The organism is Catenulispora sp. GP43 (assembly GCF_041260665.1).
Classification (GTDB): domain Bacteria; phylum Actinomycetota; class Actinomycetes; order Streptomycetales; family Catenulisporaceae; genus Catenulispora.
In genome coordinates this window covers 425,044-449,402 of sequence record NZ_JBGCCT010000001.1, presented here as the reverse complement: position 1 = coordinate 449,402, position 24,359 = coordinate 425,044, and the positions used below count along the sequence as shown (strand labels likewise).

The 24,359-nt window shown below is 70.7% G+C and carries 21 protein-coding genes; 13 read left to right on the top strand and 8 right to left on the bottom strand.

Annotated features, from left to right (window positions below; all coding sequences use genetic code 11):
- Positions 1-148 precede the first annotated feature (148 nt).
- The 3 genes from sucC to ABH926_RS01990 all read left to right on the top strand — a co-directional run bounded on the left by sucC (position 149) and on the right by ABH926_RS01990 (position 4,501).
- Complete coding sequence (gene sucC, locus ABH926_RS02000; protein WP_370363487.1) at positions 149-1,342, top strand: ADP-forming succinate--CoA ligase subunit beta; 1,194 nt, start codon at positions 149-151, stop codon at positions 1,340-1,342.
- 18 nt (positions 1,343-1,360) lie between these two features.
- Positions 1,361-2,272, top strand: coding sequence for a succinate--CoA ligase subunit alpha (sucD, locus tag ABH926_RS01995; protein ID WP_370363486.1), 912 nt, complete (start codon positions 1,361-1,363; stop codon positions 2,270-2,272).
- A gap of 471 nt (positions 2,273-2,743) precedes the next feature.
- On the top strand, positions 2,744-4,501 hold the full coding sequence (locus ABH926_RS01990; RefSeq protein WP_370363485.1) for a DUF6350 family protein: 1,758 nt from the start codon (positions 2,744-2,746) through the stop codon (positions 4,499-4,501).
- Positions 4,502-4,738: 237 nt separating this feature from the next.
- Here the strand turns inward: ABH926_RS01990 and ABH926_RS01985 are convergent, their stop codons facing one another.
- A complete protein-coding gene (locus ABH926_RS01985; RefSeq protein WP_370363484.1) occupies positions 4,739-5,635 on the bottom strand; it encodes a hypothetical protein in 897 nt (298 codons plus the stop codon).
- A 59-nt stretch (positions 5,636-5,694) separates the two neighbouring features.
- On the opposite strand from ABH926_RS01985, the gene purN reads away from it, so the two are divergent.
- The 6 genes from purN (at position 5,695) to ABH926_RS01955 (ending at position 11,798) form a co-directional block, all read left to right on the top strand.
- Positions 5,695-6,447 carry a phosphoribosylglycinamide formyltransferase gene (gene purN, locus ABH926_RS01980; RefSeq protein WP_370363483.1) on the top strand — a complete coding sequence of 251 codons (753 nt, stop codon included), beginning with the start codon at positions 5,695-5,697 and terminating at the stop codon, positions 6,445-6,447.
- Positions 6,434-8,005 carry a bifunctional phosphoribosylaminoimidazolecarboxamide formyltransferase/IMP cyclohydrolase gene (gene purH, locus ABH926_RS01975; protein ID WP_370363482.1) on the top strand — a complete coding sequence of 524 codons (1,572 nt, stop codon included), beginning with the start codon at positions 6,434-6,436 and terminating at the stop codon, positions 8,003-8,005. Before purN ends, purH begins: the two co-directional genes overlap by 14 nt.
- A 14-nt stretch (positions 8,006-8,019) precedes the next feature.
- Positions 8,020-8,892, top strand: coding sequence for a bifunctional methylenetetrahydrofolate dehydrogenase/methenyltetrahydrofolate cyclohydrolase (locus ABH926_RS01970; RefSeq protein WP_370363481.1), 873 nt, complete (start codon positions 8,020-8,022; stop codon positions 8,890-8,892).
- A gap of 68 nt (positions 8,893-8,960) precedes the next feature.
- Positions 8,961-10,091, top strand: coding sequence for a hypothetical protein (locus ABH926_RS01965; RefSeq protein ID WP_370363480.1), 1,131 nt, complete (start codon positions 8,961-8,963; stop codon positions 10,089-10,091).
- Positions 10,092-10,147: 56 nt separating this feature from the next.
- Positions 10,148-10,456 (top strand): DUF3017 domain-containing protein, encoded by a 309-nt coding sequence (locus ABH926_RS01960; RefSeq protein ID WP_370363478.1) that lies wholly within the window; start codon positions 10,148-10,150, stop codon positions 10,454-10,456.
- 109 nt (positions 10,457-10,565) lie between these two features.
- Positions 10,566-11,798, top strand: coding sequence for an NADP-dependent isocitrate dehydrogenase (locus ABH926_RS01955; protein WP_370363477.1), 1,233 nt, complete (start codon positions 10,566-10,568; stop codon positions 11,796-11,798).
- A 166-nt stretch (positions 11,799-11,964) separates the two neighbouring features.
- Here the strand turns inward: ABH926_RS01955 and ABH926_RS01950 are convergent, their stop codons facing one another.
- Together ABH926_RS01950 and ABH926_RS01945 are read right to left on the bottom strand one after the other, a co-directional pair.
- Positions 11,965-13,170 carry a M20 family metallopeptidase gene (locus ABH926_RS01950; RefSeq protein ID WP_370363476.1) on the bottom strand — a complete coding sequence of 402 codons (1,206 nt, stop codon included), beginning with the start codon at positions 13,168-13,170 and terminating at the stop codon, positions 11,965-11,967.
- Positions 13,171-13,208: 38 nt separating this feature from the next.
- On the bottom strand, positions 13,209-14,006 hold the full coding sequence (locus ABH926_RS01945) for a VOC family protein (protein ID WP_370363475.1): 798 nt from the start codon (positions 14,004-14,006) through the stop codon (positions 13,209-13,211).
- Positions 14,007-14,235: 229 nt separating this feature from the next.
- Here ABH926_RS01945 and ABH926_RS01940 point away from each other — a divergent pair, with 229 nt between their 5' ends.
- Complete coding sequence (locus ABH926_RS01940; protein WP_370363474.1) at positions 14,236-15,225, top strand: malate dehydrogenase; 990 nt, start codon at positions 14,236-14,238, stop codon at positions 15,223-15,225.
- Positions 15,226-15,306: 81 nt separating this feature from the next.
- Here the strand turns inward: ABH926_RS01940 and ABH926_RS01935 are convergent, their stop codons facing one another.
- From ABH926_RS01935 to ddaH, 4 genes are all read right to left on the bottom strand, one after another.
- Positions 15,307-15,747 carry an Lrp/AsnC family transcriptional regulator gene (locus ABH926_RS01935; protein ID WP_370363473.1) on the bottom strand — a complete coding sequence of 147 codons (441 nt, stop codon included), beginning with the start codon at positions 15,745-15,747 and terminating at the stop codon, positions 15,307-15,309.
- A gap of 9 nt (positions 15,748-15,756) precedes the next feature.
- Complete coding sequence (locus ABH926_RS01930) at positions 15,757-17,049, bottom strand: MFS transporter (protein WP_370363472.1); 1,293 nt, start codon at positions 17,047-17,049, stop codon at positions 15,757-15,759.
- A gap of 207 nt (positions 17,050-17,256) precedes the next feature.
- Entirely contained in the window at positions 17,257-18,438 is a 1,182-nt protein-coding gene (gene rocD, locus ABH926_RS01925) for an ornithine--oxo-acid transaminase (protein WP_370363813.1), read from the bottom strand.
- A 164-nt stretch (positions 18,439-18,602) separates the two neighbouring features.
- Positions 18,603-19,445, bottom strand: a complete 843-nt coding sequence (gene ddaH / locus ABH926_RS01920; RefSeq protein WP_370363471.1) for a dimethylargininase — start codon at positions 19,443-19,445, stop codon at positions 18,603-18,605.
- Between the two features lie 153 nt (positions 19,446-19,598).
- Between ddaH and ABH926_RS01915 the strand changes: the two genes are divergently transcribed.
- From ABH926_RS01915 to ABH926_RS01905, 3 genes are read left to right on the top strand one after another with little or no spacing between them, the layout of a single operon-like run.
- Positions 19,599-21,101, top strand: coding sequence for a hemolysin family protein (locus ABH926_RS01915; protein WP_370363470.1), 1,503 nt, complete (start codon positions 19,599-19,601; stop codon positions 21,099-21,101).
- A gap of 4 nt (positions 21,102-21,105) precedes the next feature.
- A complete protein-coding gene (gene trpS, locus ABH926_RS01910) occupies positions 21,106-22,146 on the top strand; it encodes a tryptophan--tRNA ligase (RefSeq protein WP_370363469.1) in 1,041 nt (346 codons plus the stop codon).
- 2 nt (positions 22,147-22,148) lie between these two features.
- Positions 22,149-22,742, top strand: a complete 594-nt coding sequence (locus ABH926_RS01905) for a 2'-5' RNA ligase family protein (protein WP_370363468.1) — start codon at positions 22,149-22,151, stop codon at positions 22,740-22,742.
- 75 nt (positions 22,743-22,817) lie between these two features.
- On the opposite strand, the gene ABH926_RS01900 is transcribed toward ABH926_RS01905, so the two are convergent.
- Positions 22,818-24,191: an MFS transporter gene (locus ABH926_RS01900; RefSeq protein WP_370363467.1), complete on the bottom strand. Its 1,374-nt coding sequence runs from the start codon at positions 24,189-24,191 to the stop codon at positions 22,818-22,820.
- Positions 24,192-24,359 lie beyond the last annotated feature (168 nt).

Below are 24,359 nucleotides of genomic sequence, written 5' to 3'. Positions count from 1 at the left end.
CGCTCGCCGGGCGGCTCCCTCATGTGCCCGATTTCACACCCCTGCTCTTCGCCTCCCGGTTCGTGATCTGGCTGCGCACCGGACTACCCTGCGATGAGGTGGACGGCATCCGCGCATCTTGTAGCGGTAGCCGTACCGGAATCTTCCTTTGAGGGACGGACGCGTGGATCTTTTCGAGTACCAGGCGAGGGACATTTTCGCCAAGCACGGTGTGCCGGTGCTGGGCGGCGAAGTGGCCGAGACCCCGGAGCAGGCGGAAGCCGCTGCCGAGAAGCTGGGCGGCCGGGTGGTCGTCAAGGCCCAGGTGAAGGTCGGCGGCCGCGGCAAGGCCGGCGGGGTGAAGCTGGCCGACGGTCCGGCCGACGCCAAGGAGAAGGCCGCCGCGATCCTGGGCATGGACATCAAGGGCCACACGGTCCACAAGGTCATGCTGGCCCAGACCGCGCAGATCGAGGCGGAGTACTACGTCTCGTTCCTGCTGGACCGGTCCAACCGCACCTTCCTGGCGATGGCCAGCGTCGAGGGCGGTATGGAGATCGAGGAGATCGCGGTCTCCAAGCCCGAGGCGCTGGCCAAGGTCCCGGTCGACGCCGCGGCCTACCACCAGGGCCTGTCGCAGGAGAAGGCCGACGAGATCGTCAAGGCCGCCAACTTCCCGCACCACGTGGCCGACCAGGTCGCCGCCACGCTGGTGACGCTGTGGGACGTCTTCGTCAAGGAGGACGCCACCCTGGTCGAGGTCAACCCGCTGGTGAAGACCACGGACGGGAAGATCGTGGCGCTGGACGGCAAGGTGTCGCTGGACGACAACGCCGCCTTCCGCCACGAGGACCACGCCGCCCTGGAGGACGCCGCCTCGGCCGACCCGCTGGAGGCCAAGGCCAAGGCCAAGCACCTGAACTACGTCAAGCTCGACGGCGAGGTCGGGATCATCGGCAACGGCGCGGGCCTGGTCATGTCCACCCTGGACGTGGTCGCCTACGCCGGCGAGAAGCACGGCGGCGTGAAGCCGGCGAACTTCCTGGACATCGGCGGCGGCGCCTCGGCCGAGGTCATGGCCAACGGCCTGGACATCATCCTGAACGACCCGGCCGTGAAGTCGGTGTTCGTCAACGTCTTCGGCGGCATCACCGCGTGCGACGCGGTCGCCAACGGCATCGTCGAGGCCTTCAAGCTGCTGGGCGCCGAGGCCGGCTCCAAGCCGCTGGTCGTCCGCCTGGACGGCAACAACGCCGAGCTGGGCCGCCAGATCCTGGTGGACGCCAAGCTGCCGGGCGTGGAGCAGGTCGACACCATGGACGGCGCCGCGGACCGCGCGGCCGAGCTGGCGAACGCGCGCTGAGGGGTTTGAGAAAACGAAATGGCTATCTTCCTCACTGAGAACTCCAAGGTCATCGTCCAGGGCATGACCGGCTCCGAGGGCATGAAGCACACCAAGCGCATGCTGGCCTCGGGCACCAAGATCGTCGGCGGCGTGAACCCGCGCAAGGCCGGCACCAGCGTGGACGTGGACGGCGTGGACGTGCCGGTCTTCGGCACCGTCGCCGATGCCATGGAGAAGACCGGCGCGGACGTGTCCGTGGTCTTCGTCCCGCCGGCGTTCACCAAGGCCGCGATGATCGAGGCGATCGACGCCGAGATCCCGCTGCTGGTGGTCATCACCGAGGGCGTGCCGGTCCACGACACCGCCGAGGCCTGGGCCTACGCTCAAGCCAAAAGCGACTCCGCCGCGGGCGCCAAGGGCACCAAGACCCGCATCATCGGCCCGAACTGCCCCGGCCTGATCACCCCCGGCGCCTCCAACGCCGGCATCATCCCGGCCACCATCACCAAGGCCGGCAAGATCGGCCTGGTCTCCAAGTCGGGCACGCTGACCTACCAGATGATGTACGAGCTGCGGGACTTCGGCTTCTCCACCGCCGTGGGCATCGGCGGCGACCCGGTCATCGGCACCACGCACATCGACTGCCTGCAGGCGTTCCAGGACGACCCGGACACCGCGGCGATCGTGATGATCGGCGAGATCGGCGGCGACGCCGAGGAGCGCGCGGCGGCCTACATCAAGGAGCACATCACCAAGCCGGTGGTGGGCTACGTCGCGGGCTTCACCGCCCCCGAGGGCAAGACCATGGGCCACGCCGGCGCCATCGTCTCCGGCTCCGCCGGCACCGCCGCGGCCAAGCAGGAGGCCCTGGAAGCGGTCGGTGTGAAGGTCGGCAAGACGCCGTCGGCCACCGCCCAGCTGATGCGCGAGATCATGCAGGGCCTGTAAGGATTCTGCGGTAGGGCCCCGGCCGCGCTTCGTGCGCGGCCGGGGCTTTCGCGTTCCCGGATCAGCCGGCGGACAAGAGGTCAGGCAGTTCCGCCGGGAAGAACGTCTCCTCCGTCGCCCGGAGCGCTTCACAGCTCCACCACCGGTGATCGGTGTGCGTGTGCCGCTCCACCGCGTCGAACCCGGCGGTCGACACCTCGAACGGCTCGGTCCGCAACACGAAACAGTGATTGTGCTGGCGCAGCAACCGGCCGTCGAAGAAGAACTCCGCGTAGTTGCAAGACCTCCTCGCCCAGATCCTGCGGGCGGACCTCCAGGCCGGTCTCCTCGCGCCGTCGAGCTTGCCCTATCGGCCCGCGACCGCGTCAGGCCCCGCCGCGTTACGCCGCCGGGGTGAATCCCCGCCACGCCCCCGGCCAGGCGCGCCTCGCCGCCCCGGCGGCGGCGGATCCGCTGACCAGAGTGGGGGACATGCGCGATGAGACCGATCCCCGCAGCGCCGTCGACGCCGGACCGGATCGCAGCTGGGTCGCCGAGCAGCTCGCCGCCGCCAGGGCACGGCAGGAGCCCGAGGGGGAGCCGGACGCGCCGGCGCTGGCCGAGGCATTGCGCGAGCTCGCCGCCGACTGGGGCCAGGCGCTCGCCGTCGCGTGGGACGGGCCGTACGGCCGCGACCTGCGCCTGGCCGTGCGGGCCGGATCGCACGCGGTGCTGGCCGCCGTGGCCACCTGGCTGGCCGCCGTCACCCTGTGCGTCACCGTCTGGCTGGTCTCGGCCCCGGACACCTCGGGCATCATCGGCCCGCTGCGGGTCGGCGGCCAGCTCTGGCTGCTCGGCCACCACGCCGCCCTGGACGTGCCGGCCGGCCGGATCGCGCTGGCGCCGCTGGGGTTCACCGCGCTGGTCGTGTTCGCGCTGTGGCACACGACCGTCGCGCCGATCGCGCGGCCCGTGCAGATCGCCTACACCGCGTTCGGCGCCGCGACCGGGTACTGCCTGATCGCCGCGCTCGTCGCGGCCGCCGCCGAGACCGGCGATGTACGGCCCGACACCGCGCAGGCCGTGCTGTTCGGGGTGCTGTTCGGCGCGCTGGTGCCGACCGCCGCGCGGTGGCGGCGGATCGCCGGGTTCTGCGAGGCGCCAGCGTGGGTCGGCACGGCGGCGCGCGCGGCCGGTGCCGCCACCGCCGTGCTCGTCGCCGGGGGAGCGGCGGCGCTGGTCGCGACCCTGATCGCGCACCTTCCGGAGAGCGGCTGGCCGCGCGGGATCGGGGACGCCGGCGGCATGTTCCTGCTCAGCCTCGCCCTGCTGCCGAACGCGGTCGCGTGGTCGGCGGCGTTCGTGCTCGGGCCCGGTTTCGCGGTCGGGACCGGCACCGGTGTCAGCGTCCTGAGCGCGAAGGTCGGGGCGCTGCCGGTCTTCCCGATGCTCGCTGCCGTGCCGCGCGACGGCGGCGGCCTGTATCCCTACAGCCTGGCTTTCCTCGCGCTGCCGGTGGCGGCCGGGGCAGTGCTGGCACTGGTTGTGGCCCGCGGCGGGCACCGGGTGCTGGCCGACCGGGTCCGGGCGCTGTGCGCGGCCGCGCTGGGCGTGGCGGTGCTGGCGGGCCTCGTGGCGACGCTGTCCGGCGGGCCGCTGGCCGACGGCCGGATGGCCACGCTGGGCCCCTCCGGATGGCGGACGGCGGCGGCCACCCTCCTCCTCCTGGGGGTGACCGCCGCCGTCGGGGTGCTCGCGCGGCCGCTAGCCCTGGCCGTAAGGGGGCTGCCCCTGCGGCGGGTACTGGACGCCGTAGCCGTACTCCGGCCCCGGCGCCGCGGGGCGGAAGTAGGGCCCGGATTCACCCTTCCAGACGAATATGATCGCCAGCAGGCCGACCAGCAGGGTGGCGACCGAGCTGATCTTGTCGATCACCGGGATCCAGCCGCTGGCCAGGTTGCTCAGGCTGCCCAGGACGCCGATGCCGAAGAAGACGCTGGAGACGATCCGGGCGTAGTTGTGGCCGCCGCGGGTGGCCAGGGCCATCCAGAGCCACAGGCCGGCCCCGATGAGCCCGCCGACGACGGCGCTGGCGACGAAGACGCCCTTGTCGCTGTTGATGGTGGTGTCGGAGTACCCGAGGGACTTCAGGTGGTCGTTGACGGAGCTGATCTGGGTGAGTCCGATGACCATGTTGATCAGGCCGATGGCCAGGCCGGCGAACATCAGGTTGACGGCGATCCGGACTGAGTTCGGCATCGGCGGCCTCACCGGCGCCGGCGCGCCGTAGCCGTACGCCCCGCCGGGATACGACGGGTAGGCCGGCGGCGGCGTCGGGTAGCCGCCCTGTTGTTGGTCGTTCGGGTTCTGCCAGGGATCCTGGGACACGTCGCGAAGCCTTTGCTGTCAATGTGGATGTGTGCTGGTCATCCACACAGTAGGGCGCTGCCTCAGACCCCGGAAGGCCTCAGCAGATCCCGGAAGGCCTCAGCGCGACGTCGACATCCCGGTGGTGTTCTCCAACTGGGTCAGGCACTGCTTCTCCGCGACCTGTGTGTTCGCGCCCTGCATGCACTTGGCGTAGTCCTTGAACGGCGTCCACCAGACGATCGAGGCCACCAGCAGCAGCCCGGCCAGCACGCCGGAGACCGAGGCCGAGACCATGCTCGCGGTCGCCTCGGAGGCGCGCTCGTGCTTGAGCGCCGCGGTGCGCTGGGCCGAGATGGACAGCACGAACGCCGCCACCGCGAACGCCAGCCCCGCCGCCGAGCCGACCATCCATGCCGGGAACGTCGCCAGCCCCTGGTAGATCGCCAGCATCGTGCACGCCGTCGAGCCCAGCGAGAGTCCCAGAGCCCAGCGGGTCTTCAGATCGCGCTGCGGACGCTGCTGCTGCGGCTGCTCGCGCTGGTCGCGGTAGCGGCGGTCGGGGTCCTCGCGCGGGTCCGGACGCCGGTTCACCGGCCCGTACCGGTTCGGGTCGCCCCACGGGGAGTGCGGCTGCTCCGGCTCGCGCGGACGCTCCGCGCCCCACGGCTGCACCGGACCCGGACGCACCTGGCCGTACGGCTGGCGCGGCGGCGCGCCCCACGGCGAGGGCGGCACCGGACGCTGCGGATCGCGGGCGTCCTCCGGCGGCGGGGCGAAGGGGTTGTCCTCGGCCGGCGCGGAAGCGGGCGCCGTGGCTGATTCCGGCGCCGGACCCGGGACGGCGGCCGAGCCCGCACCCGGCTGCGAATCCGGAGTCCCCGACGCGGTCGCAGCCGCCCCACCCCGCCCATCCGGCTCAGCGGCCCCGACGCCACCTGCGCCGAGCCCGCTCTCCGTCGGCGTGGGCCGTTGCTCGGCGTCGGTCACGGAAGTCCTCCGGGTTATCGTGGACATGATCGGTTCATCCTCGGCCGGCTGGCGGGCAACACACCGTCCGCCCACTATCGTTGCCTATGGCGACCCCGCCCGTCCAAGTGGGTCGGGTCCGGCCGAAAGACAACAGCAAACACCCCTATGAGGAGGCCGCGGTCGTGGTCCATCCCGAAGGAACGAAGAGCCCTCCGGGGCTCGTGCACCACCGCCCGGGCGCGCCGGCGAGGATCGTGGTCCTCGTCTCCGGCTCGGGCACGAATCTGCAGGCGTTGATCGACGCCCAGCAAGCCGACCCCGCGTTCGGCGCCACCATCGTGGCCGTCGGCGCGGACCGCACCGGGATCCAGGGTCTGGATCGTGCCGAGCAGGCCGGCATTCCCACGTTCGCGCTCCGCGTGAAGGACTTCGCGAGCCGCGAGGACTGGGACCGCGCGCTGCGCGACCAGGTCGCCGAGTACGCGCCGGACCTGGTGGTCTCGGCCGGCTTCATGAAGCTGCTCGGCACCGACTTCCTGGCCGCGTTCGACGGCCGCGTCATCAACACCCATCCCGCGCTCTCGCCGAGCTTCCCCGGCATGCACGGCCCCGCCGACGCGCTGGCCTACGGCGTGAAGATCACCGGCTGCACCGTCTTCTTCGTCGCCGGCGGCGTCGACGACGGCCCGGTGATCGCGCAGGCCGCCGTCCCGGTCGAGGCCGACGACGACGTCGCGAGCCTGCACGAGCGCATCAAGACGGCGGAGCGGGCGCTGCTCGTGGACGTCGTGGGCCGGCTGGCCCGAAACGGCTGGACCATCGACAACCGAAAGGTCATTTCCAGTGAGCACCACTGAGGACATCCGCCCGATCAAGCGCGCGCTGGTCAGCGTGTACGACAAGACCGGACTGGAGGACCTGGCCCGCGGCCTGCACGCGGCCGGGGTCGCGCTGGTCTCCACGGGCAACAGCGCCCGCCTGATCCGCTCCCTGGACATCCCGGTGACCGAGGTCGCCGAGCTCACCGGCTTCCCGGAGTGCCTGGACGGCCGGGTCAAGACCCTGCACCCGAAGGTGCACGCCGGCATCCTGGCCGACCTGCGCCTGGAGGACCACCGCAAGCAGCTCGACGAGCTCGGCGTCGAGCCCTTCGACCTGGTCGTGGTGAACCTCTACCCGTTCACCCAGACCGTGGCCTCCGGCGCCACCCCCGACGAGTGCGTCGAGCAGATCGACATCGGCGGACCCTCGATGGTCCGCGCTGCGGCCAAGAACCACCCGAGCGTCGCGGTCGTGGTGAACCCGGCCAACTACGGCGCCGTGCTGACCGCGGTGGCCGGCGGCGGCTTCACCTTCGCCCAGCGCAAGCGCCTGGCCGCCGAGGCCTTCGCGCACACCGCCGAGTACGACGCCGCCGTCGCCGGCTGGTTCGCCGCGGCCTACGCGCCCGACGGCGAGTCCCGCTTCCCCGACTTCGTCGCGAACACCTACGAGCGCAAGGCCGTGCTCCGCTACGGCGAGAACCCGCACCAGGGCGCCGCGCTCTACATCAACGACGGCGAGCAGGACACGCTGGCCACCGCCGAGCAGCTGCACGGCAAGGAGATGTCCTACAACAACTACGTGGACACCGACGCGGCCATCCGCTCGGCCCACGACTTCGACGAGGCCTGCGTCGCGATCATCAAGCACGCCAACCCCTGCGGCATCGCGGTCAGCGCGGCCGGCGACATCGCCGAGGCCCACCGGCTGGCCAACGAGTGCGACCCGGTCTCGGCCTTCGGCGGCATCATCGCCGCCAACCGCACCGTCACCCACGCGATGGCGCTGCAGGTCAACGAGGTCTTCACCGAGGTCATCTGCGCCCCGGACTACGAGCCGGAGGCGCTGGAGGCGCTGAAGACCAAGAAGAACATCCGCATCCTGAAGACCGCCTCCCGCAACCGCCGCAAGCTGGAGTTCCGCCAGATCTGCGGCGGCCTGCTGCTGCAGGACGGCGACCTGTACCAGGCCGAGGGCGACGACCCGGCGACCTGGACGCTGGCCAGCGGCGAGCCGGCCGACGAGCAGACCTTCGCCGACCTGGTCTTCGCCTGGCGGGCGATCCGCTCGGTGAAGTCCAACGCGATCCTGCTGGCCTCCGGCGGCGCCTCGGTCGGCGTCGGCATGGGCCAGGTCAACCGGGTGGACTCGGCCAAGCTGGCGGTCCAGCGGGCCGGCGACAAGGCGCACGGCTCCGTCGCCGCCTCCGACGCCTACTTCCCGTTCCCCGACGGCTTCGAGGTCCTGGCCGAGGCCGGGGTCAAGGCCGTGGTCCAGCCCGGCGGCTCGGTCCGCGACGAGCTGGTCGTCGAGGCGGCGCGCAAGGCCGGCGTCACCATGTACATGACCGGCACCCGGCACTTCACCCACTAAGGAGGCGATGACAGATGTCTCACACCGCACAGCCTTCCCAGTCGGCACAGATCCTGGACGGCAAGGCCACCGCCGCCGCCATCAAGAGCGAGCTGTCGGCGCGCGTGGAGGCGCTCAAGGCCCGCGGCGTCGAGCCGGGCCTGGCCACCCTGCTGGTCGGCGACGACCCGGCGTCCGCCTCCTACGTGCGCAGCAAGCACCGCGACTGCGCGCAGGTGGGCATCGCCTCGATCCAGCGCCAGCTGCCCGCGACCGCGTCCCAGGCGCAGGTCGCCGAGGCCGTGGCCGAGCTGAACGAGGACCCGGCCTGCACCGGCTACATCGTGCAGTTGCCGCTGCCCAAGGGCATCGACGAGAACGCGATCCTGGAGCTGGTCGACCCGGACAAGGACGCCGACGGCCTGCACCCGACCAACCTGGGCCGGCTCGTGCTCGGCGCCCCGGCGCCGCTGCCGTGCACCCCGCTGGGCATCGTGGAGCTGCTGCGCCGGCACGACGTGGCGATCGCCGGGGCCGAGGTGGTGATCGTCGGCCGCGGCATCACCGTGGGCCGGCCGCTGGGCCTGCTGCTGACCCGGCGCAGCGAGAACGCGACCGTGACGCTGTGCCACACCGGCACCCGCGACCTGGCGTTCCACACGCTGAAGGCGGACATCATCGTGGCCGCGGCCGGCGTGCCGAACCTGATCACCGCCGACCTGGTGAAGCCGGGCGCGGCGGTGCTGGACGTCGGCGTCTCGCGCGGCGAGGGCGGTCTTGCCGGGGACGTCGCGGACGACGTGCGTGACGTGGCCGGCTGGGTGTCGCCGAACCCCGGCGGGGTCGGGCCGATGACCCGGGCGATGCTGCTGAACAACGTGGTGGAGATCGCGGAGCGGCAGCTCTAGCCGATGCTGCCGATGCAGATCAACCGTCGCTATTGACGGTTAATCAGATCACCCTTACAAGGGGGGACATGTCCGACGGCGATCGGGACCTGTCCCCCCTTGATGATTTCCCGTTCCATCAGACCTCGGAGTCCCTGGCACACGTCGCCACCTCCGACCGGAACTTCTACGACCGCTACTACTTCAACATCCACCGCCGCGCCGGCGATCTGTTCATGGCGCTGGGCGTGGGGCAGTACCCGAACCTCGGGGTCACCGACGCCTTCGCGGCGGTCGTTCACCGAGGCGTCCACCGCGTGGTGCGCGCCTCACGCGAGCTTGGGTCCGACCGCGGCGACACCTCCGTGGGCCCCTTCCGCGTCGAGGTGCTGGAGCCGCTGAACCGGCTGCGCGTGGTACTGGAGCCGGGGGAGTACGAGCTCTCCTTCGACCTGACCTGGACCGGCGCCATACCGGCCACCCGGGAGCCGCGGCAGTTCGTGCGGCGCAACGGCCGGGTGTGGATGGACTCGGTGCGGCTGGCCCAAACCGGTTTCTGGGAGGGGACGCTGCGCATCGGCGAGGACGAGCTCGCCGTCACCCCCGACACCTGGTGGGGCTCGCGCGACCGCTCCTGGGGCATCCGGCCGGTCGGCGAGGCCGAGCCCGCCGGGATCCAGGGCAACGGCGGGGTGCCGCCGACGTTCCACTGGGTCTACGCGCCGATGCAGTTCGACGACTTCTCGATCCTGGTGATCGCGCAGGAGGACGAGGACGGCGGCCGGGTCCTCCAGGAGGCGGTGAAGGTCTTCGGCGACGGCCGCCCCGCCGAGGAGCTGGGCCGTCCGGAGTTGGAACTGCACTATGTCTCCGGGACCCGCAACGTGGAGTCCGCGGAGGTGCATTTCGCCGGCCGGGCTGAGCGAATCCGCGTCACGCAGTTGCTTGCGCTGCATATGGCCGTCGGCAGCGGCTACGGCCTGGACGCCGACTGGCGCCACGGCATGTACCAGGGGCCGGAGCTGGTCGTGCAGCAGGTGGCGATGCCCGCGGCGGAGGCGGCGGCGAAGTCGGGGATGTTCGGCATCACCGAGCGGCTCTCGCGCTTCGAGTACGACGGGCCCGAGGGCGTCCGCACCGGATTCGGCCTGTTCGAGACGCTGTTCATCGGCGCGCACAAGCCGAGCGGATTCGGCGACTGGCTGGCCGTGGCACCGTAGCGTGCTCGTTACAGAGGCCGGTCGTCGTGGTCATGCGGCGCGGATAGAGTTTGCGCATGGCAGTGAACAACCGTCCTCCGGGTGCCTCTTTCGGCCGATCGGTCGCGGCGGAGTGGCCGATCCTGGCGGTGCTGGCCGGCTTCGGCTTCGGCATGACGGTGATACTGCACGACGAGGTCTTCCAGGGCGCCGCCGTGATGGGCATGTCCCTGCTGCTGGCCGCCGGGCTGCGGCTGTTCCTGCCGACCCGGGTGGCCGGGACGCTGGCCGTCCGGCGCCGCGGGATCGACGTCGGGATGTACACCGTCGTCGGCACCACGCTGGTGGTGCTGGGGCTGCTGGTGCAGGGGATCTTCTCGAACTGAGGCCCGGTGTCTTCTTGGTCACCGCGGGTCCGGCACCGCTTGGCGATATGCCTGTGGCGCCATGTATCTTGAGGTCGAGATAATTCCCGATCCGTAAGGACGATCCGCCATGGCCTACTCCGGTCCCAAGATCAAGGTCGCGAACCCCGTCGTCGAGCTCGACGGCGACGAGATGACCCGGATCATCTGGCAGTTCATCAAGGACTCGCTGATCCTGCCCTACCTGGACGTCGACCTGAAGTACTTCGACCTGGGCATCGAGCACCGCGACGCCACGGACGACCAGGTCACCGTGGACGCCGCGAACGCGATCAAGCAGTACGGCGTGGGCGTCAAGTGCGCCACCATCACCCCGGACGAGGCGCGGGTCGAGGAGTTCGGCCTGAAGAAGATGTGGAAGTCGCCCAACGGCACCATCCGCAACATCCTCGGCGGCGTGATCTTCCGCGAGCCGATCGTCATCAGCAACATCCCGCGCCTGGTCCCGGGCTGGACCAAGCCGATCGTCGTGGGCCGCCACGCCTTCGGCGACCAGTACCGCGCCACCGACCTCGTGGTCCCCGGCGAGGGCACGCTGACGCTGACCTTCACCCCGAAGGACGGCACCGAGCCGATCGAGCTCAACGTCTTCGACTTCCCCGGTGGCGGCGTCGCGATGGCGATGTACAACCTGGACGAGTCGATCCGCGACTTCGCGCGCGCCAGCATGCGCTACGGCCTGCTGCGCAACTACCCGGTGTACCTGTCCACCAAGAACACGATCATGAAGGCCTACGACGGCCGCTTCAAGGACCTGTTCCAGGAGGTCTTCGACGCCGAGTTCAAGGCCGACTTCGAGAAGGCCGGCCTGACCTACGAGCACCGCCTGATCGACGACATGGTGGCCTCCGCGCTGAAGTGGGAGGGCGGCTACGTCTGGGCGTGCAAGAACTACGACGGCGACGTCCAGTCCGACACCGTCGCGCAGGGCTTCGGCTCGCTGGGCCTGATGACCTCGGTCCTGATGGCCCCCGACGGCAAGACCGTCGAGGCCGAGGCCGCGCACGGCACCGTGACCCGCCACTACCGCCAGCACCAGCAGGGCAAGCCCACCTCCACCAACCCGATCGCCTCGATCTACGCGTGGACCCAGGGCCTGGCCTACCGCGGCAAGTTCGACAACACCCCCGAGGTCGTGAAGTTCGCCGAGACCCTGGAGCGCGTCTGCGTCCAGACCGTCGAGGAGGGCAAGATGACCAAGGACCTGGCGCTGCTGGTCTCGCCGGACCAGCCGTACCTGACCACGCAGGAGTTCCTCGCCGCGATCGACGAGAACCTGCAGAAGGCGATGGCCTCGGCCTGAGGCTGGCTGATTCTTCACCGCACGGAGAAGGTGCGCGGCCTGTCGGCCGCGCACCTTTGTGTTTCTTGCCGCTGTGTCTATTGCATCCAGGCTGCTGCCGCCGTCGGCGGCGTGTACGTCACGGGTGATCGCGGTCCGCGTGTCCGCCGTGCGGTGCGGACCGGCCTCAGCCGCGGGTGAGCCGCCGGTCGGCGAGTTCGGCCAGCAGCGCGGCCCCGTCGCCGAGCACCGCGTCGTCGAAATCGGCCAGCGGGCTGTGGTTGGACGGGGCGCCGGTGAAGTCCTCCGCGGTGCTCGCTCCGAGGAAGGCGTACGTGCCCGGCACCTCCTCCAGCACGCGGGAGAAGTCCTCGGCGCCGGGGTTCGGGTTGGCGAGCCGGGAGAAACGCTCCTCGCCGTGCACCTCGCGCACGACCTCCTCCAGGAAGTCGACCTCGGGTGCGTGGTTCACGGTCGGCGGGTACTGCTCCTTGTAGGTGACCTCCGCCGTGCAGCCGTAAGCCGAGGCCAGGCCGTTGAACAGGTCCACCACCACGTCCAGGAGCCGGGCCCGGGACTCGCGGGAGAACGAGCGCATCGTCACGTGGAAGGTGGCGTCGTCCGGGATGATGTTCGCCGCGGTGCCGGCGTGGAACTCCCCGACGGTGATCACCACCGGGTCGAAGATGTCGAACTTGCGGGTCACCAGCGTCTGCAGCGCCACCACCATCTCGCAGGCCACCGGGACCGGGTCCTTGCCGGTGTGCGGCCGCGAGCCGTGCGCCCCGGCGCCGCGCACCGTCACCGCGATCTCGTCGGCGCCGGCCATGAAGGTCCCGGCGCGGGAGACGAAGTGCCCGCGCGGCAGGCGGTCGGACATCACGTGCAGCCCGTAGGCGCCGATCACGCGCGGGCCGGCGGCGTCCAGCACGCCCTCGCGGATCATGTGCCCGGCGCCGTCGTCGCCCTCCTCGCCGGGCTGGAACATGAACACCACGTCGCCGGCCAGCCGGTCGCGGTGCGCCGCCAGCAGCCGCGCCGCGCCGACCAGCATGGTCGTGTGCAGGTCGTGGCCGCAGGCGTGCATGTTCGGGCCGGCCGCGGCGAAGTCCCGTCCGGTCTTCTCCACCACCGGCAGCGCGTCCATGTCGCCGCGCAGCAGCACGGCCTGCCTGGCGGCGCCGCCGGCCGCGGGCCCGGTCCCGCGCAGCACGGCCGTCACCGAGTTCAGCCCGGCGCCCAGGGTGATCTCCAGCGGCAGGCCGTCGAGCGCGGCCAGGACCCGCTCCTGGGTGCGCGGCAGGTTCAGGCCGATCTCGGGTATGCGGTGCAGGTCGCGCCGCAGCAGGACCAGGTCCTCCTGCAAGCCCTTGGCGTCATCGGTGTAGGTCATGCTGCCATCGTGCACCGCCTGTCCAGATCCGCGAGCCCCTACTGCATGGGAGCCGGCTGCAGGATGTTGAAGCGCGCCCCGAACTGGTCGGCCAGCGCCGCCAGCCGTCCGGGCGGGGCGTCGGCGGCCGGGATCAGGACGGTGCCGCCGGAGCCGGTCACGCGCTCCACGGTCGCGTCGGCGTCGGCCACCATGAAGTAGGGGATCCACTTCTCGTCCTGGATCGGCACCTGGTCGGTGATCGTCATGATCCCGCCGAAGGCGGCCAGCGGGTCGCCGGGCTGTGTCGTCCACATGTCGTAGCCCCCGCCCTCCGGCGCGCCCTCCATGTAGGGCTCGACACTCCACCCGAACAGCGCCGGGTAGAAGGTCTTCGCCGCGGCCGGGTCCCGGGTCCACAACTCGGCCCACAGCATCGTGTCGTCCACGCAGCAGGTCTGGAATCCGGTGACCGCGCCGGACTGCCAGAGCGCGAACTCGGCGCCGCTGGGGTCGCTGAGCTGTGCGAAGGTGCCCGCCTCGGGGACCTCCATGACCGGCACGCGCACCTTGGCGCCGGCCTGCTCGGCGGCGGCCGTGCTGGCCGCGGCGTCGGCGACGCGGATGTAGGTGGTCCAGTCGGGTTTCGCGGCCGGGTCGGTCAGCCCGCCCAGGCCGGCCACTGTCTTCCCGTCCTTGAGCAGGAACCAGTAGCCGGGGCCTTCTGCGGAGTCCGGCATCATCTGCTCCGCGGTCCAGCCGAAGACCCGGCCGTAGAACGCGGCCGAGGCGCCGGGGTCGGGGGAGCCCAGGTCGATCCAGCCGGGCAGGTTCGGGGTGTTGTCCGAGGTGATCATGAGGGGCCTTCCGTTGTGAGGTGCATCACGCCGTTATGCCCGAGTCTTCCACTCTGTACCGACAGTCACGAGCCGGACGCGGAACGACCTCGGGCGCTTCGCCGGCGTGTCTCGTTTCTCACAGGCGCCGCTCCCGCCAGACGGAAACCCCGCAGGTACTCCAGGAGTAGCCTGTGGGCTGGCAACACATCCATAAGGAACCTTCACATAAACGCAGGAGCCACAAGCGATGTCCCGCACCCCCGTCAACGTCACCGTGACCGGCGCGGCCGGCCAGATCGGCTACGCCCTGCTGTTCCGCATCGCCTCCGGCCACCTGCTGGGCCCGGACGTGCCGGTGAAGCTGAACCTGCTGGAGATCCCGCAGGCGGTCAAGGCCGCCGAGGGCACGGCGATGGAGCTGGTCGACTCCGCGTTCCCGCTGCTGGCCGGCATCGACATCCACGACAACCCCAAGGACGGCTTCACCGGCGCGAACGTGGCGCTGCTGGTCGGCGCGCGCCCCCGCACCGCCGGCATGGAGCGCGGCGACCTGCTGGAGGCCAACGGCGGCATCTTCAAGCCGCAGGGCGAGGCGATCAACGCGCACGCCGCCGACGACATCAAGGTCCTGGTGGTCGGCAACCCGGCCAACACCAACGCCCTGATCGCCGCCGCGCACGCCCCGGACGTCCCGAAGTCCCGCTTCACCGCGATGACCCGCCTGGACCACAACCGCGCCCTGGGCCAGCTCGCGCTCAAGACCGGCTCCCCGGTCAGCGAGATCACCAACATGACCATCTGGGGCAACCACTCCGCGACCCAGTACCCGGACGTGTTCCACGCCAAGATCGCCGGCAAGAACGCCGCCGAGGTGATCAACGACCAGGCCTGGATCGAGAAGGACTTCATCCCGACCGTCGCCAAGCGCGGCGCGGCCATCATCGAGGCCCGTGGCTTCTCCAGCGCCGCCTCGGCCGCCAACGCCGCCCTGGACCACGTGTACACCTGGGTCAACGGCACCGCCGAGGGCGACTGGACCTCCATGGGCGTGGTGTCCGACGGCAGCTACGGCGTGCCGGAGGGCCTGGTCTCCTCCTTCCCGGTGACCACCAAGGACGGCCAGTGGAGCATCGTCCAGGGCCTGGACATCGACGAGTTCTCGCGCACCCGCATCGACGCCTCGGTCAACGAGCTCGCCGAGGAGCGCGACGCGGTCCGGCAGCTCGGCCTGATCTGAGTCCGATCCGACGATCCGAAGCCTGATCAAACGTTCAACGGTCTGGTGCCCCAGTGCGGGGGCGCCAGACCGTTCGCCGTCTCACAGCATCGGATCGCGCGCCAACAACCGCGTCAGCACCAGCGCCGACCGCGTCCGCTGGATCTCCGGCTCCCGCCGGATCCGCTCCAGCGCCTCCTCCAGATGCCGCATGTTCTCGGCCACCAGGTGCAGCAGCGCGTCGGCGTCCCCGGTGATGGTGTACGCCGCGACCACCTCCGGATGCCGCGACACGCACTCCCGGATCACGTCCGGCGACGTCCGGTCCCCGCAGTACACCTCGACGAACGCCTCGGTGGTCCACCCGAGCGCGGTCTGGTCGACGATCACCGAGAACCCCCGGATCGCGCCGTCGGCCCGCAGCCGGTCCACCCGGCGCTTCACCGCCGACGCCGACAACCCCACTTCCGCCCCGACATCAGCGAACGAGGCGCGCGCGTCCTTCCGCAGCACGTCGATGATCACGCGGTCGAGGCTGTCCATACCCTGAGATTAGCGGTCGGCGGCCTGTCGGCCCCGGACCGCCGGGCCCGGCCGCCGCCCCACCCCGCGCCACCGCCCGCCGGCCCGCTGCTCACCGCGCCTCGGCAGCCACAGGGTGCCCGCGCCCGCCAGTGCCACCGCCGCCCCCGCCACCTGCACAGGCACGATCCCGACCCGGCCCGCGGCGAACCCGCCGAGCAGCGCCCCGGCCGGGATCGCCCCGGTCACCGCGGCCTGCTGGAACGCCGCGACCCGCCCCTGCAGGTGCGGCGGCGCGGCGAGCTGCCGCGCGGTGGTCATGGCGATCGCCCACACCGTGGCCAGCAGACCGAACGCGAGCTGGTAGACGATCAGCGTCTCGAACGGCATCCCCAGCGCCGCCGCCGGCATCAGGAACAGCGCCGCGGCCGCCCCGACCGCGCAGTACCGCACCGCCTCCGCCAACCCGAACCCCTCCGCCACCCGCTTGGCCGTCACCACGCCCAGCGCCGAGGCCGCCGCGAACACCGCGAACGTGACCCCCAGCTGCCAACTGCTCAGCCCCAGCTGCTCGGTGGCGTAGAACACGAAGAACCCGCCGGTCACCGCCCCGCCGAAGTTCAAGGCCCCGGCCGCGGTCACCTGCCGCCGCAGGACCTGGTCCTCGGCGATCACCCGCAGGCCCTCCCGCACGCCCCGCAACCACGGCTCCCGCTCCAGCCCGCGCTCCCCGGCGACGTTCAAAGCGGCCGGCAGGAAACACAGCAGCACGGCCTCCACCCCGAACGCCACACTGTCGCCCAGCAGCGCCTGCGACGTCCCGAACCAGGCCACGAACAAGCCGCCGAGCGCCGGCCCGCCGATCTGCCCGGCGGTCCGCGCCCCCGACAGCCCGACGTTCGCGTCGAGTAGCTGATCCGCGCCGACCGCGCGCGGCAGCGCGGCCTGCAGGGCGACCGTCAGACTCGTCGCGAACGTCCCCGACCCCAAAGCCACCGCATACAGCAGCGGCCAGGAAAGCCACCCCGAGGCGTCCGCCACCGGCACAGCCGCCACCAGCAGCCCCTGCGCGACCGTCAGCACGACGACCAGCAGCCGCCGCAACCGCGCCCGGTCCACGACCAGCCCCACGAACGGACTGAGCACCGCCCCGGGCAGAAAGCTCAACGCCATCAGCGCCGAAGCCCCGAACGGCCCAGCGTGCAGCCGCACCACAGCGGTCAACGGCAAAGCGACCGCGGTGATCTGCCTCCCCACGGATCCGGCCATCTGATCCGCGCACAAAACCAGGAACGGACGATTACGGCGAAGGGATGACGTCATCAGTTCATTGAAGACGACCGCCGCCGTCTATGAGCCGATCGCGCAGAACGAAAAAACCCGCCGGCGAGGCACACCAAAAGCAGCCCCCGCGCGTCTAAAGAAAGGAAGCCGCGCCCGCAGCGGGCCGTACCCCCGCCGCGAGCGCGGCCGCTCGCGCCGCACGGACCCGGCCGCCGAGGCCGGGTCCGTCGCGACCGACAGACAGTATCAACCCAGAGCGCTCTGTAGTTGCAGCACCGCCCAGTCCAGGTCCTCCGCCGTCACCACGAGCGGCGGCGCCATGCGGATGGTCGACCCGTGCGTGTCCTTGGCCAGCACCCCGCGCGCCATCAGCCGCTCGGAGATCTCCCGGCCGGTGCCGAACCCGGGGTCGATGTCCACGCCGGCCCACAGACCGCGCCCGCGGACCTCGCGCACCATCTCCTCCGGCAGCTTGGCCAGCGCCTGGTGCAGGTGCGCGCCCAGCGTCCGTGCGCGCGACTGGTACTCGCCGGTGGCCAGCAGGCCCACCACCGCCCGGCCCACCGCGCACGCCAGCGGGTTCCCGCCGAACGTCGAGCCGTGCTCACCGGGGGCGAACACGCCGAGCACGTCCCGGTCGGCGACCACCGCCGACACCGGCAGGATCCCGCCGCCCAGCGCCTTGCCCAGGATGTAGACGTCGGGAACCACGTCCTCGTAGTCGCACGCGAACGTGTACCCGGTCCGCCCCAGCCCGGACTGGATCTCGTCGGCCATCATCAGGATGCCGCGCCGCGTGCAGATCTCCCGCACCGCCGCCAGATACCCCTGCGGCGGCACCAGGACCCCGGCCTCGCCCTGGATCGGCTCCAGCAGGATCGCCACCGTGTCATCGGTGATCGCCGCCTCGATCGCCGCCGCGTCGCCGTAGGGCACCGAGACGAACCCCGGGGTGAACGGCCCGAACCCGTGGCGCGCGTCGGGATCGGTGGAGAACGACACGATCGACAGCGTCCGGCCGTGGAAGTTGCCCTCGCAGGTGATGATCTGCGCGCGGTCCTCCGGGACGCCCTTGACCTGGTACCCCCACTTGCGGGCGGTCTTCAGCGCGGTCTCCACGGCCTCGGCCCCGGAGTTCATCGGCAGCGCCGCCTGCTTGCCGCACAACTCGGCCAGCTCCTCGACGAACGGCCCGAACTGGTCGTGGTGGAACGCCCGCGAGGTCAGCGTCACCCGGTTCAGCTGCTCGCGCGCCGCCGCCAGCAGCACCGGATTGCGGTGCCCGAAGTTCAGCGCCGAGTACCCCGCCAACATGTCCAGATAGCGGTTGCCGTCCACATCGGTCACCCAGGCGCCGTCCGCCTCAGCGATCACCACCGGCAGCGGGTGGTAGTTGTGCGCGGTGTGCGCGTCGGACTGGGCGATCAGCGCCTCGGCGCGCGCCGAAGGCGGGTTCTGCGGGCCGGCGCCGGCCTGGGCCTTGAAGGCCCAGGGCTCGGTGCCATGGTTGGTGTTGGTGTTGGTGTTGGTGTTGGCGTTGGCGTCCGCGTTCGAGGCGGTGTCGGAGATGGTGGTCACGGGTCAGACTCCTCTCAGCTCCGGAGCTCCAGCGTGCAGCACTTCACAGAGCCACCCGCCTTCAGCAGTTCGGACAGGTCGACGCCGATCGGCTCATAGCCGCGCTCGGCCAGCCGGGCCGCCAGGCCCGTGGCGGCCTGCGGCAGCAGCACATGAAGACCGTCGGAGACCGCGTTCAGCCCGAAGACCGCGGCGTCCTCGGCGGTGGCGACGACCGCCTCCGGGTACAGCGTGCGCAGCACCGCCTGCGAACCCGGCGAGAACGCCTCCGGGTAGTAGGCGATGGTGTGGGCGTCCAAGACCGCCAGCGCCGTGTCCAGGTGGTAGTAGCGCGGGTCGACCAGCCGCAGCCCGATCACCGGCATCCCGAAGAACTCCTGCGCCTCCAGGTGCGAGTTCGGGTCGGACCGGAAGCCGTGGCCGGCCAGGATCCAGTCCCCGGCATACAGGAAGTCGCCCTCGCCCTCGTTGATGAACTGCGGGTCGTGGACCTCCGCGAAAGCGTTCTTGCGGAACCACTCCATGTACGCCGGGCCCTCGGCCCTGCGCTCCTCGTTCCGGAACGAGGCGCCCAGCACCTTGCCGCCCACCACGGTCGCGCCGTTGGCCGCGAACACCATGTCCGGCAGGCCCTCGATCGGTTTGATGGTCTCGACCTGGTGGCCCAGATCCATGTACGTGTCACGCAGGGCCTCCCACTGGCGCGCGGCCAGCGAGGCGTCGACCGGTTCGTCCGGGTCCATCCACGGGTTGATCGAGTAGGTGACCGCGAAGTGGTCGGGCGGGCACATGAGGTACCTGCGCGGGATCGCCACGCGCTGTGCCGCCGAGGGCACGAGGGGTGCTTCGGGGATCATGCATCCTGAGCTTAAGTAGGGTGTTTTCCCTGCTCAAGCAGGCTTCGTTGCGTGTCGTCGCACAAACGTTGCGAAGATCGGTCCGTCACAGGCGTTTCATTGCGTCTCTGGCGTCCCAACGCGCCGAGCGAAGGGCTGCCTACAATCAGCGGAGTGAGTCCGATTCTCGTGTCCATCCTGGTCGTGCTGGCCCTGATCCTCGTCGAGGCGCTGTTCGTGGCCTCCGAGATCGCGCTCGTTTCGTTGCGCGAGGTCCAGATCGAGACCATGGCCCAGCAGGGCCGCCGCGGCCAGGTCGTGGCCAAACTGGTGCGCGACCAGAACCGCTGGCTGGCCACGGTGCAGATCGGCGTCACCCTGACCGCGCTGCTGTCCTCCGCCTACGGCGCCATCACCCTGTCCGAAAGCGCCAAACGCGGGCTGATCAGCGCCGGACTCGGCAAAGGCCTGGCCGGATTCATCGGCGTCGTCGGCGTCACCCTGGTCATCACCTTCGTCACCCTGGTGATCGGCGAACTCGCGCCCAAGCGGCTCGCGCTGCAACGGCCCGAATCCACGGCGCGCGCGGTCGCGCCGTTCCTGAACCGGATGGCCGCGGTGGTCCGGCCCTTCATCTTCCTGCTCTCGGTGTGCACCAACGGCGTGGTGCGGCTGTTCGGCGGCGACCCGGCGGTGGGCCGGGAGGCGGTGTCCTCCGAGGAATTGCGGCTGATGGTGGCCGGCAACGAGACGCTGAACAGCGACGAACGCGAGCTGATCGACGAGATCTTCGACGCCGGCGACCGGCAGCTGCGCGAGGTCCTGGTACCCCGGACCGAGGTCACGTTCCTGGACGCCGAGCTGCCGATCCGGCAGGCGGCGCGGATCGCGGCCTCCGAGCCGCACTCCCGCTACCCGGTGATCGAGGGCTCGGCGGACAACGTCATCGGGTTCGTGCACGTGCGCGACTTCCTCAACCCGGAGCTGGCCGGGCGCTCGATCCGGCTGGAGGAGATCGCCCGGCCGGTGAAGATGCTGCCGACGTCCAAGCAGGTGCTCTCGGCCCTGTCGGAGATGCGCGCGGAGTCCATGCACCTGGCGATCGTCGTCGACGAGTACGGCGGCACCGCCGGCATCGTCACCCTGGAGGACCTGATCGAGGAGCTGATCGGCGACATCCAGGACGAGTACGACGTCGGCCAGGCCGGCACCACCCGGCTGGTCGGCGGGGTGATGGAGGTCGACGGCCTGCTGAACCTGGACGACTTCATGGACGAGACCGGCATCGAGCTGCCCGACGGCCCGTACGAGACGGCGGCCGGCTTCATGGTGGCCCAGCTCGGCCGGCTGCCGAGCCCGGGCGACGAGGTGGTGGTGGCCTTCGACGCCGCGCCCGGGGCCGGCTCCGACGACGACGAGGACGTCGAGCGCGAGGTCCACCGCTACCAGCTGAAGGTGGCCGAGATGGACGGCCGCCGGATCGCGCGGATCCGGATCACGCGGCTGCCGGAGGGCGCGGAAGCCGCGGAGGGCGCGGAGGGCGCGCAGGGCGCCGAGACCGCCCCGAATCTCACCTCGGGTGACCATTCGGGTACTGATGGTGGCGAAGCCCCGGGGCAGGCCGGTGCGGGTGAGGAGATCCCGGGAGAACCCGATCAAAGCGAGCCGCGGATCTGAGAGAATGGGGCCTATGGCAGCCGCTCCCCAGTCCTCCGGTCGCAAGCGCGTCTTCTCCGGCATCCAGCCGACCGCCGACTCCTTCCACGTCGGCAACTACCTCGGCGCGATCCGGCAGTGGGTGCCGCTGCAGGAGACCCACGAGACCATCTACTGCGTCGTGGACCTGCACGCGATCACCATCGAGCAGGACCCGAAGCTGCTGCGCCAGCGCACCCGCGTGGCCGCCGCGCAGCTGCTGGCCGCGGGCATCGACCCCGGCCGCAGCACCCTGTTCGTGCAGAGCCACGTGCCCGAGCACGTGCAGCTGGCCTGGGTCCTGACCTGCATGACCGGCTTCGGCGAGGCCAGCCGCATGACCCAGTTCAAGGACAAGTCCGGCAAGCAGGGCTCGGCCAACACAAACGTGGGGCTGTTCACCTACCCGATGCTGATGGCCGCCGACGTGCTGCTGTACAACGCGGACGAGGTCCCGGTCGGCGAGGACCAGCGGCAGCACCTGGAGCTCACCCGGGACCTGGCGCAGCGCTTCAACGGCCGCTACGGCGACTACTTCACCGTCCCGGACCCGTACATCATCAAGGCCACCGGCAAGATCACCGACCTGCAGGAGCCCGGCGCGAAGATGTCCAAGTCGGCCTCCTCGCCGGCCGGCATCATCGAGCTGCTGGACGACCCGAAGGTCTCGGCCAAGAAGATCCGCTCCGCGGTCACCGACACCGAGCGCGAGATCCGCTACGACGAGGAGAACAAGGCGGGCATCTCCAACCTGCTGTCGATCTACTCGGCCCTGGACGGCCGCACCATCGGCGAGCTGGAGACCGCCTACGAGGGCAAGGGCTACGGCGACCTGAAGAAGGACCTCGCCGAGGTGTTCGTGGAGTTCGTGACGCCGTTCCGGGAGCGCACCCAGGCCATCCTGGCCGAGCCGGACAAGCTGGACGCGGTCCTGGCCGAGGGCGCGGCCAAGGCCCGGGCCATCGCCACCCGGACGCTGGCCGAGGTGTACGACCGGGTCGGATTCCTGCCCGCGGCGGGGAACTGACTGTGGGCGGCGGCGTATCCGATCCGCTCGCGGCGACCTTCGCCGGGACGAACCCCTTCGCGGCCGGGGGCCGGGACGCGGACACCGTGACCATCGGCGTCGCGGTGCCGATCCCGGAGCCGTACGGCACCGAGCTGCAGAAGTGGCGCGAGTCCTTCCACGACCCGATGGCCCTGGCCATCCCGACCCACGTGACGCTGCTCCCGCCCAGCGAGGTCGACCGCGATGACCTGCCGGGCATCGAGGACCACCTGGCCAAGGCCGCGGCCTCGGGCCGGCCGTTCTCGATGCTGCTGGCCGGCACCGGCACCTTCCGCCCGATCTCGCCGGTGACCTTCGTCCGCGTGGCCGAGGGCGCCGAGGAGTGCGCGGCCACCGAGGCCCTGGTGCGCTCCGGCATACTCGCCGGCGAGGCCCGGTTCCCCTACCACCCGCACGTGACCGTCGCCCACGAACTGCCCGAAGAGGCGCTGAGCCGGGCCGAACACACGCTCGCGGGCTACGAGGCCCGCTTCCCGATCACCGGATTCGCCCTGTACCTGCACGGTGACGACGGCGTGTGGCGGGTACGGCGGGTCTTCCCCTACGGAGGCTAGCGGGGGAACGCGGCAGCGGCCCCCAGCAGGAGAGCTGGAAGCCGCCGCTACAGAGTTCTATTCGCTTTACTCGCTCTACTCCAGAACCGGCGCGGGCCCCGAGGCCGCCGCCGCGGGCTTCGGCTTCAGCGTCAGCGAGATCAGGCACACCGCCAGCGCGATCCCCGACCCGACCGTCAGACCGGTCCCCAGCCCGTGCGTGAAGTTCACCGCCGGGTTCGGGTTGTGGCTGCTCTTCATCGACGAGGTGAAGATGGTCACCAGCACCGCGATCCCCAGCGCACCGCCGATCTGCTGACACGCCTGCATCAGGCCGGACCCGGCCCCGGAGTCCCGCGGCGCCAGACCGTTCATGATGTTCAGCGCGATCGGGCTGAACGCGATACCGCCGCCGAGGCCGAACATCAGGAACGGCACCAGCAGCCCGGTGACGAAGCCGGTGTGCACCGAGATCTGCGACAGCCAGAACAGCGCCCCTGCGATCAGCGCCGTGCCGAGCGCGATCAGCGGCCGCGGCCCGAAGCGGGGCAGCAGCTTGGGGATGAAGCGCGAGACCGTGAACAGCGTCGCGGTCAGCGGCAGGAACGCCAGCCCCGCCCGCATCGGCGAGTACCGCAGCACCTCCTGCATGAACTGGGGCATGAAGAAGAACATGGAGAACATCGCCCCGACCAGCAGCACATAGGAGCCGTAACTACGGGCCCTGGTGCTGTCCCTCAGCAGCCGCAGGGGGAACACCGGGAAGTCCACCCGCGACTCGATCGCCACGAACGAGCCCAGCAGCACCACCGCCGCGACGAACGCGCCGATGGTCACCCCGTTGCTCCACCCGTGCTCGGAGGCGTTGATGAAGGCGTAGACCAGGCTGCCCATACCGGTGACCGACGTGATCGCACCGGGGATGTCGAACTTGCCCTGCACCCGCGGCGACTCGTTCAGCAGCCGGGCCGCGGCGATCGCCGCCACCGCACCGATCGGCACGTTGATGTACATGACCAGACGCCACGAGCCCCACGTGGTCAGCATCCCGCCCAGCAGCAGGCCGACCGACCCGCCGGCACTGGACACCGCGGTGAAAAGGCTCATGGCCTTCACCCGGGGCGCACCCTCGGGGAAGGTGGTGATGATCAGCGCCAGCATGCTCGGCCCGGCCATCGCCGCACCCACACCCTGCAACGCCCGCGAGGCCAGCAGCATGGTGGAGTCGACCGCGAGACCGCCGATGAAGGACGCGACCGTGAAGAGGATGACCCCGGAGACGAACATCCGCCGCCGCCCCAGGATGTCCCCGGCACGCCCCCCGAGCAGAAGCAGACCACCGAAGGCCAGCGTGTAAGCGTTCAAGACCCACGAAAGGTTCGCATCCGTGAACTTCAACGAAGTCTGGATCTTCGGCAGGGCTATGTTGACGATGGTCGCGTCGAGGACCAGCATCAGCTGGCAGGTCACGATGGTCGCAAGAATGAGCCCCGGCTTGGGCTCGCGCTTAGGAACAACTTTCCCAGTGGAAGGCGTTGTGGATATGGACGCAGTAGACATGGTGTCCTTCACCTGACGGCGAGCATTTAAGCGGAGGCTAACTCCGGTTAGCGTAGAGCGCCGGTCCACACGGCGGCA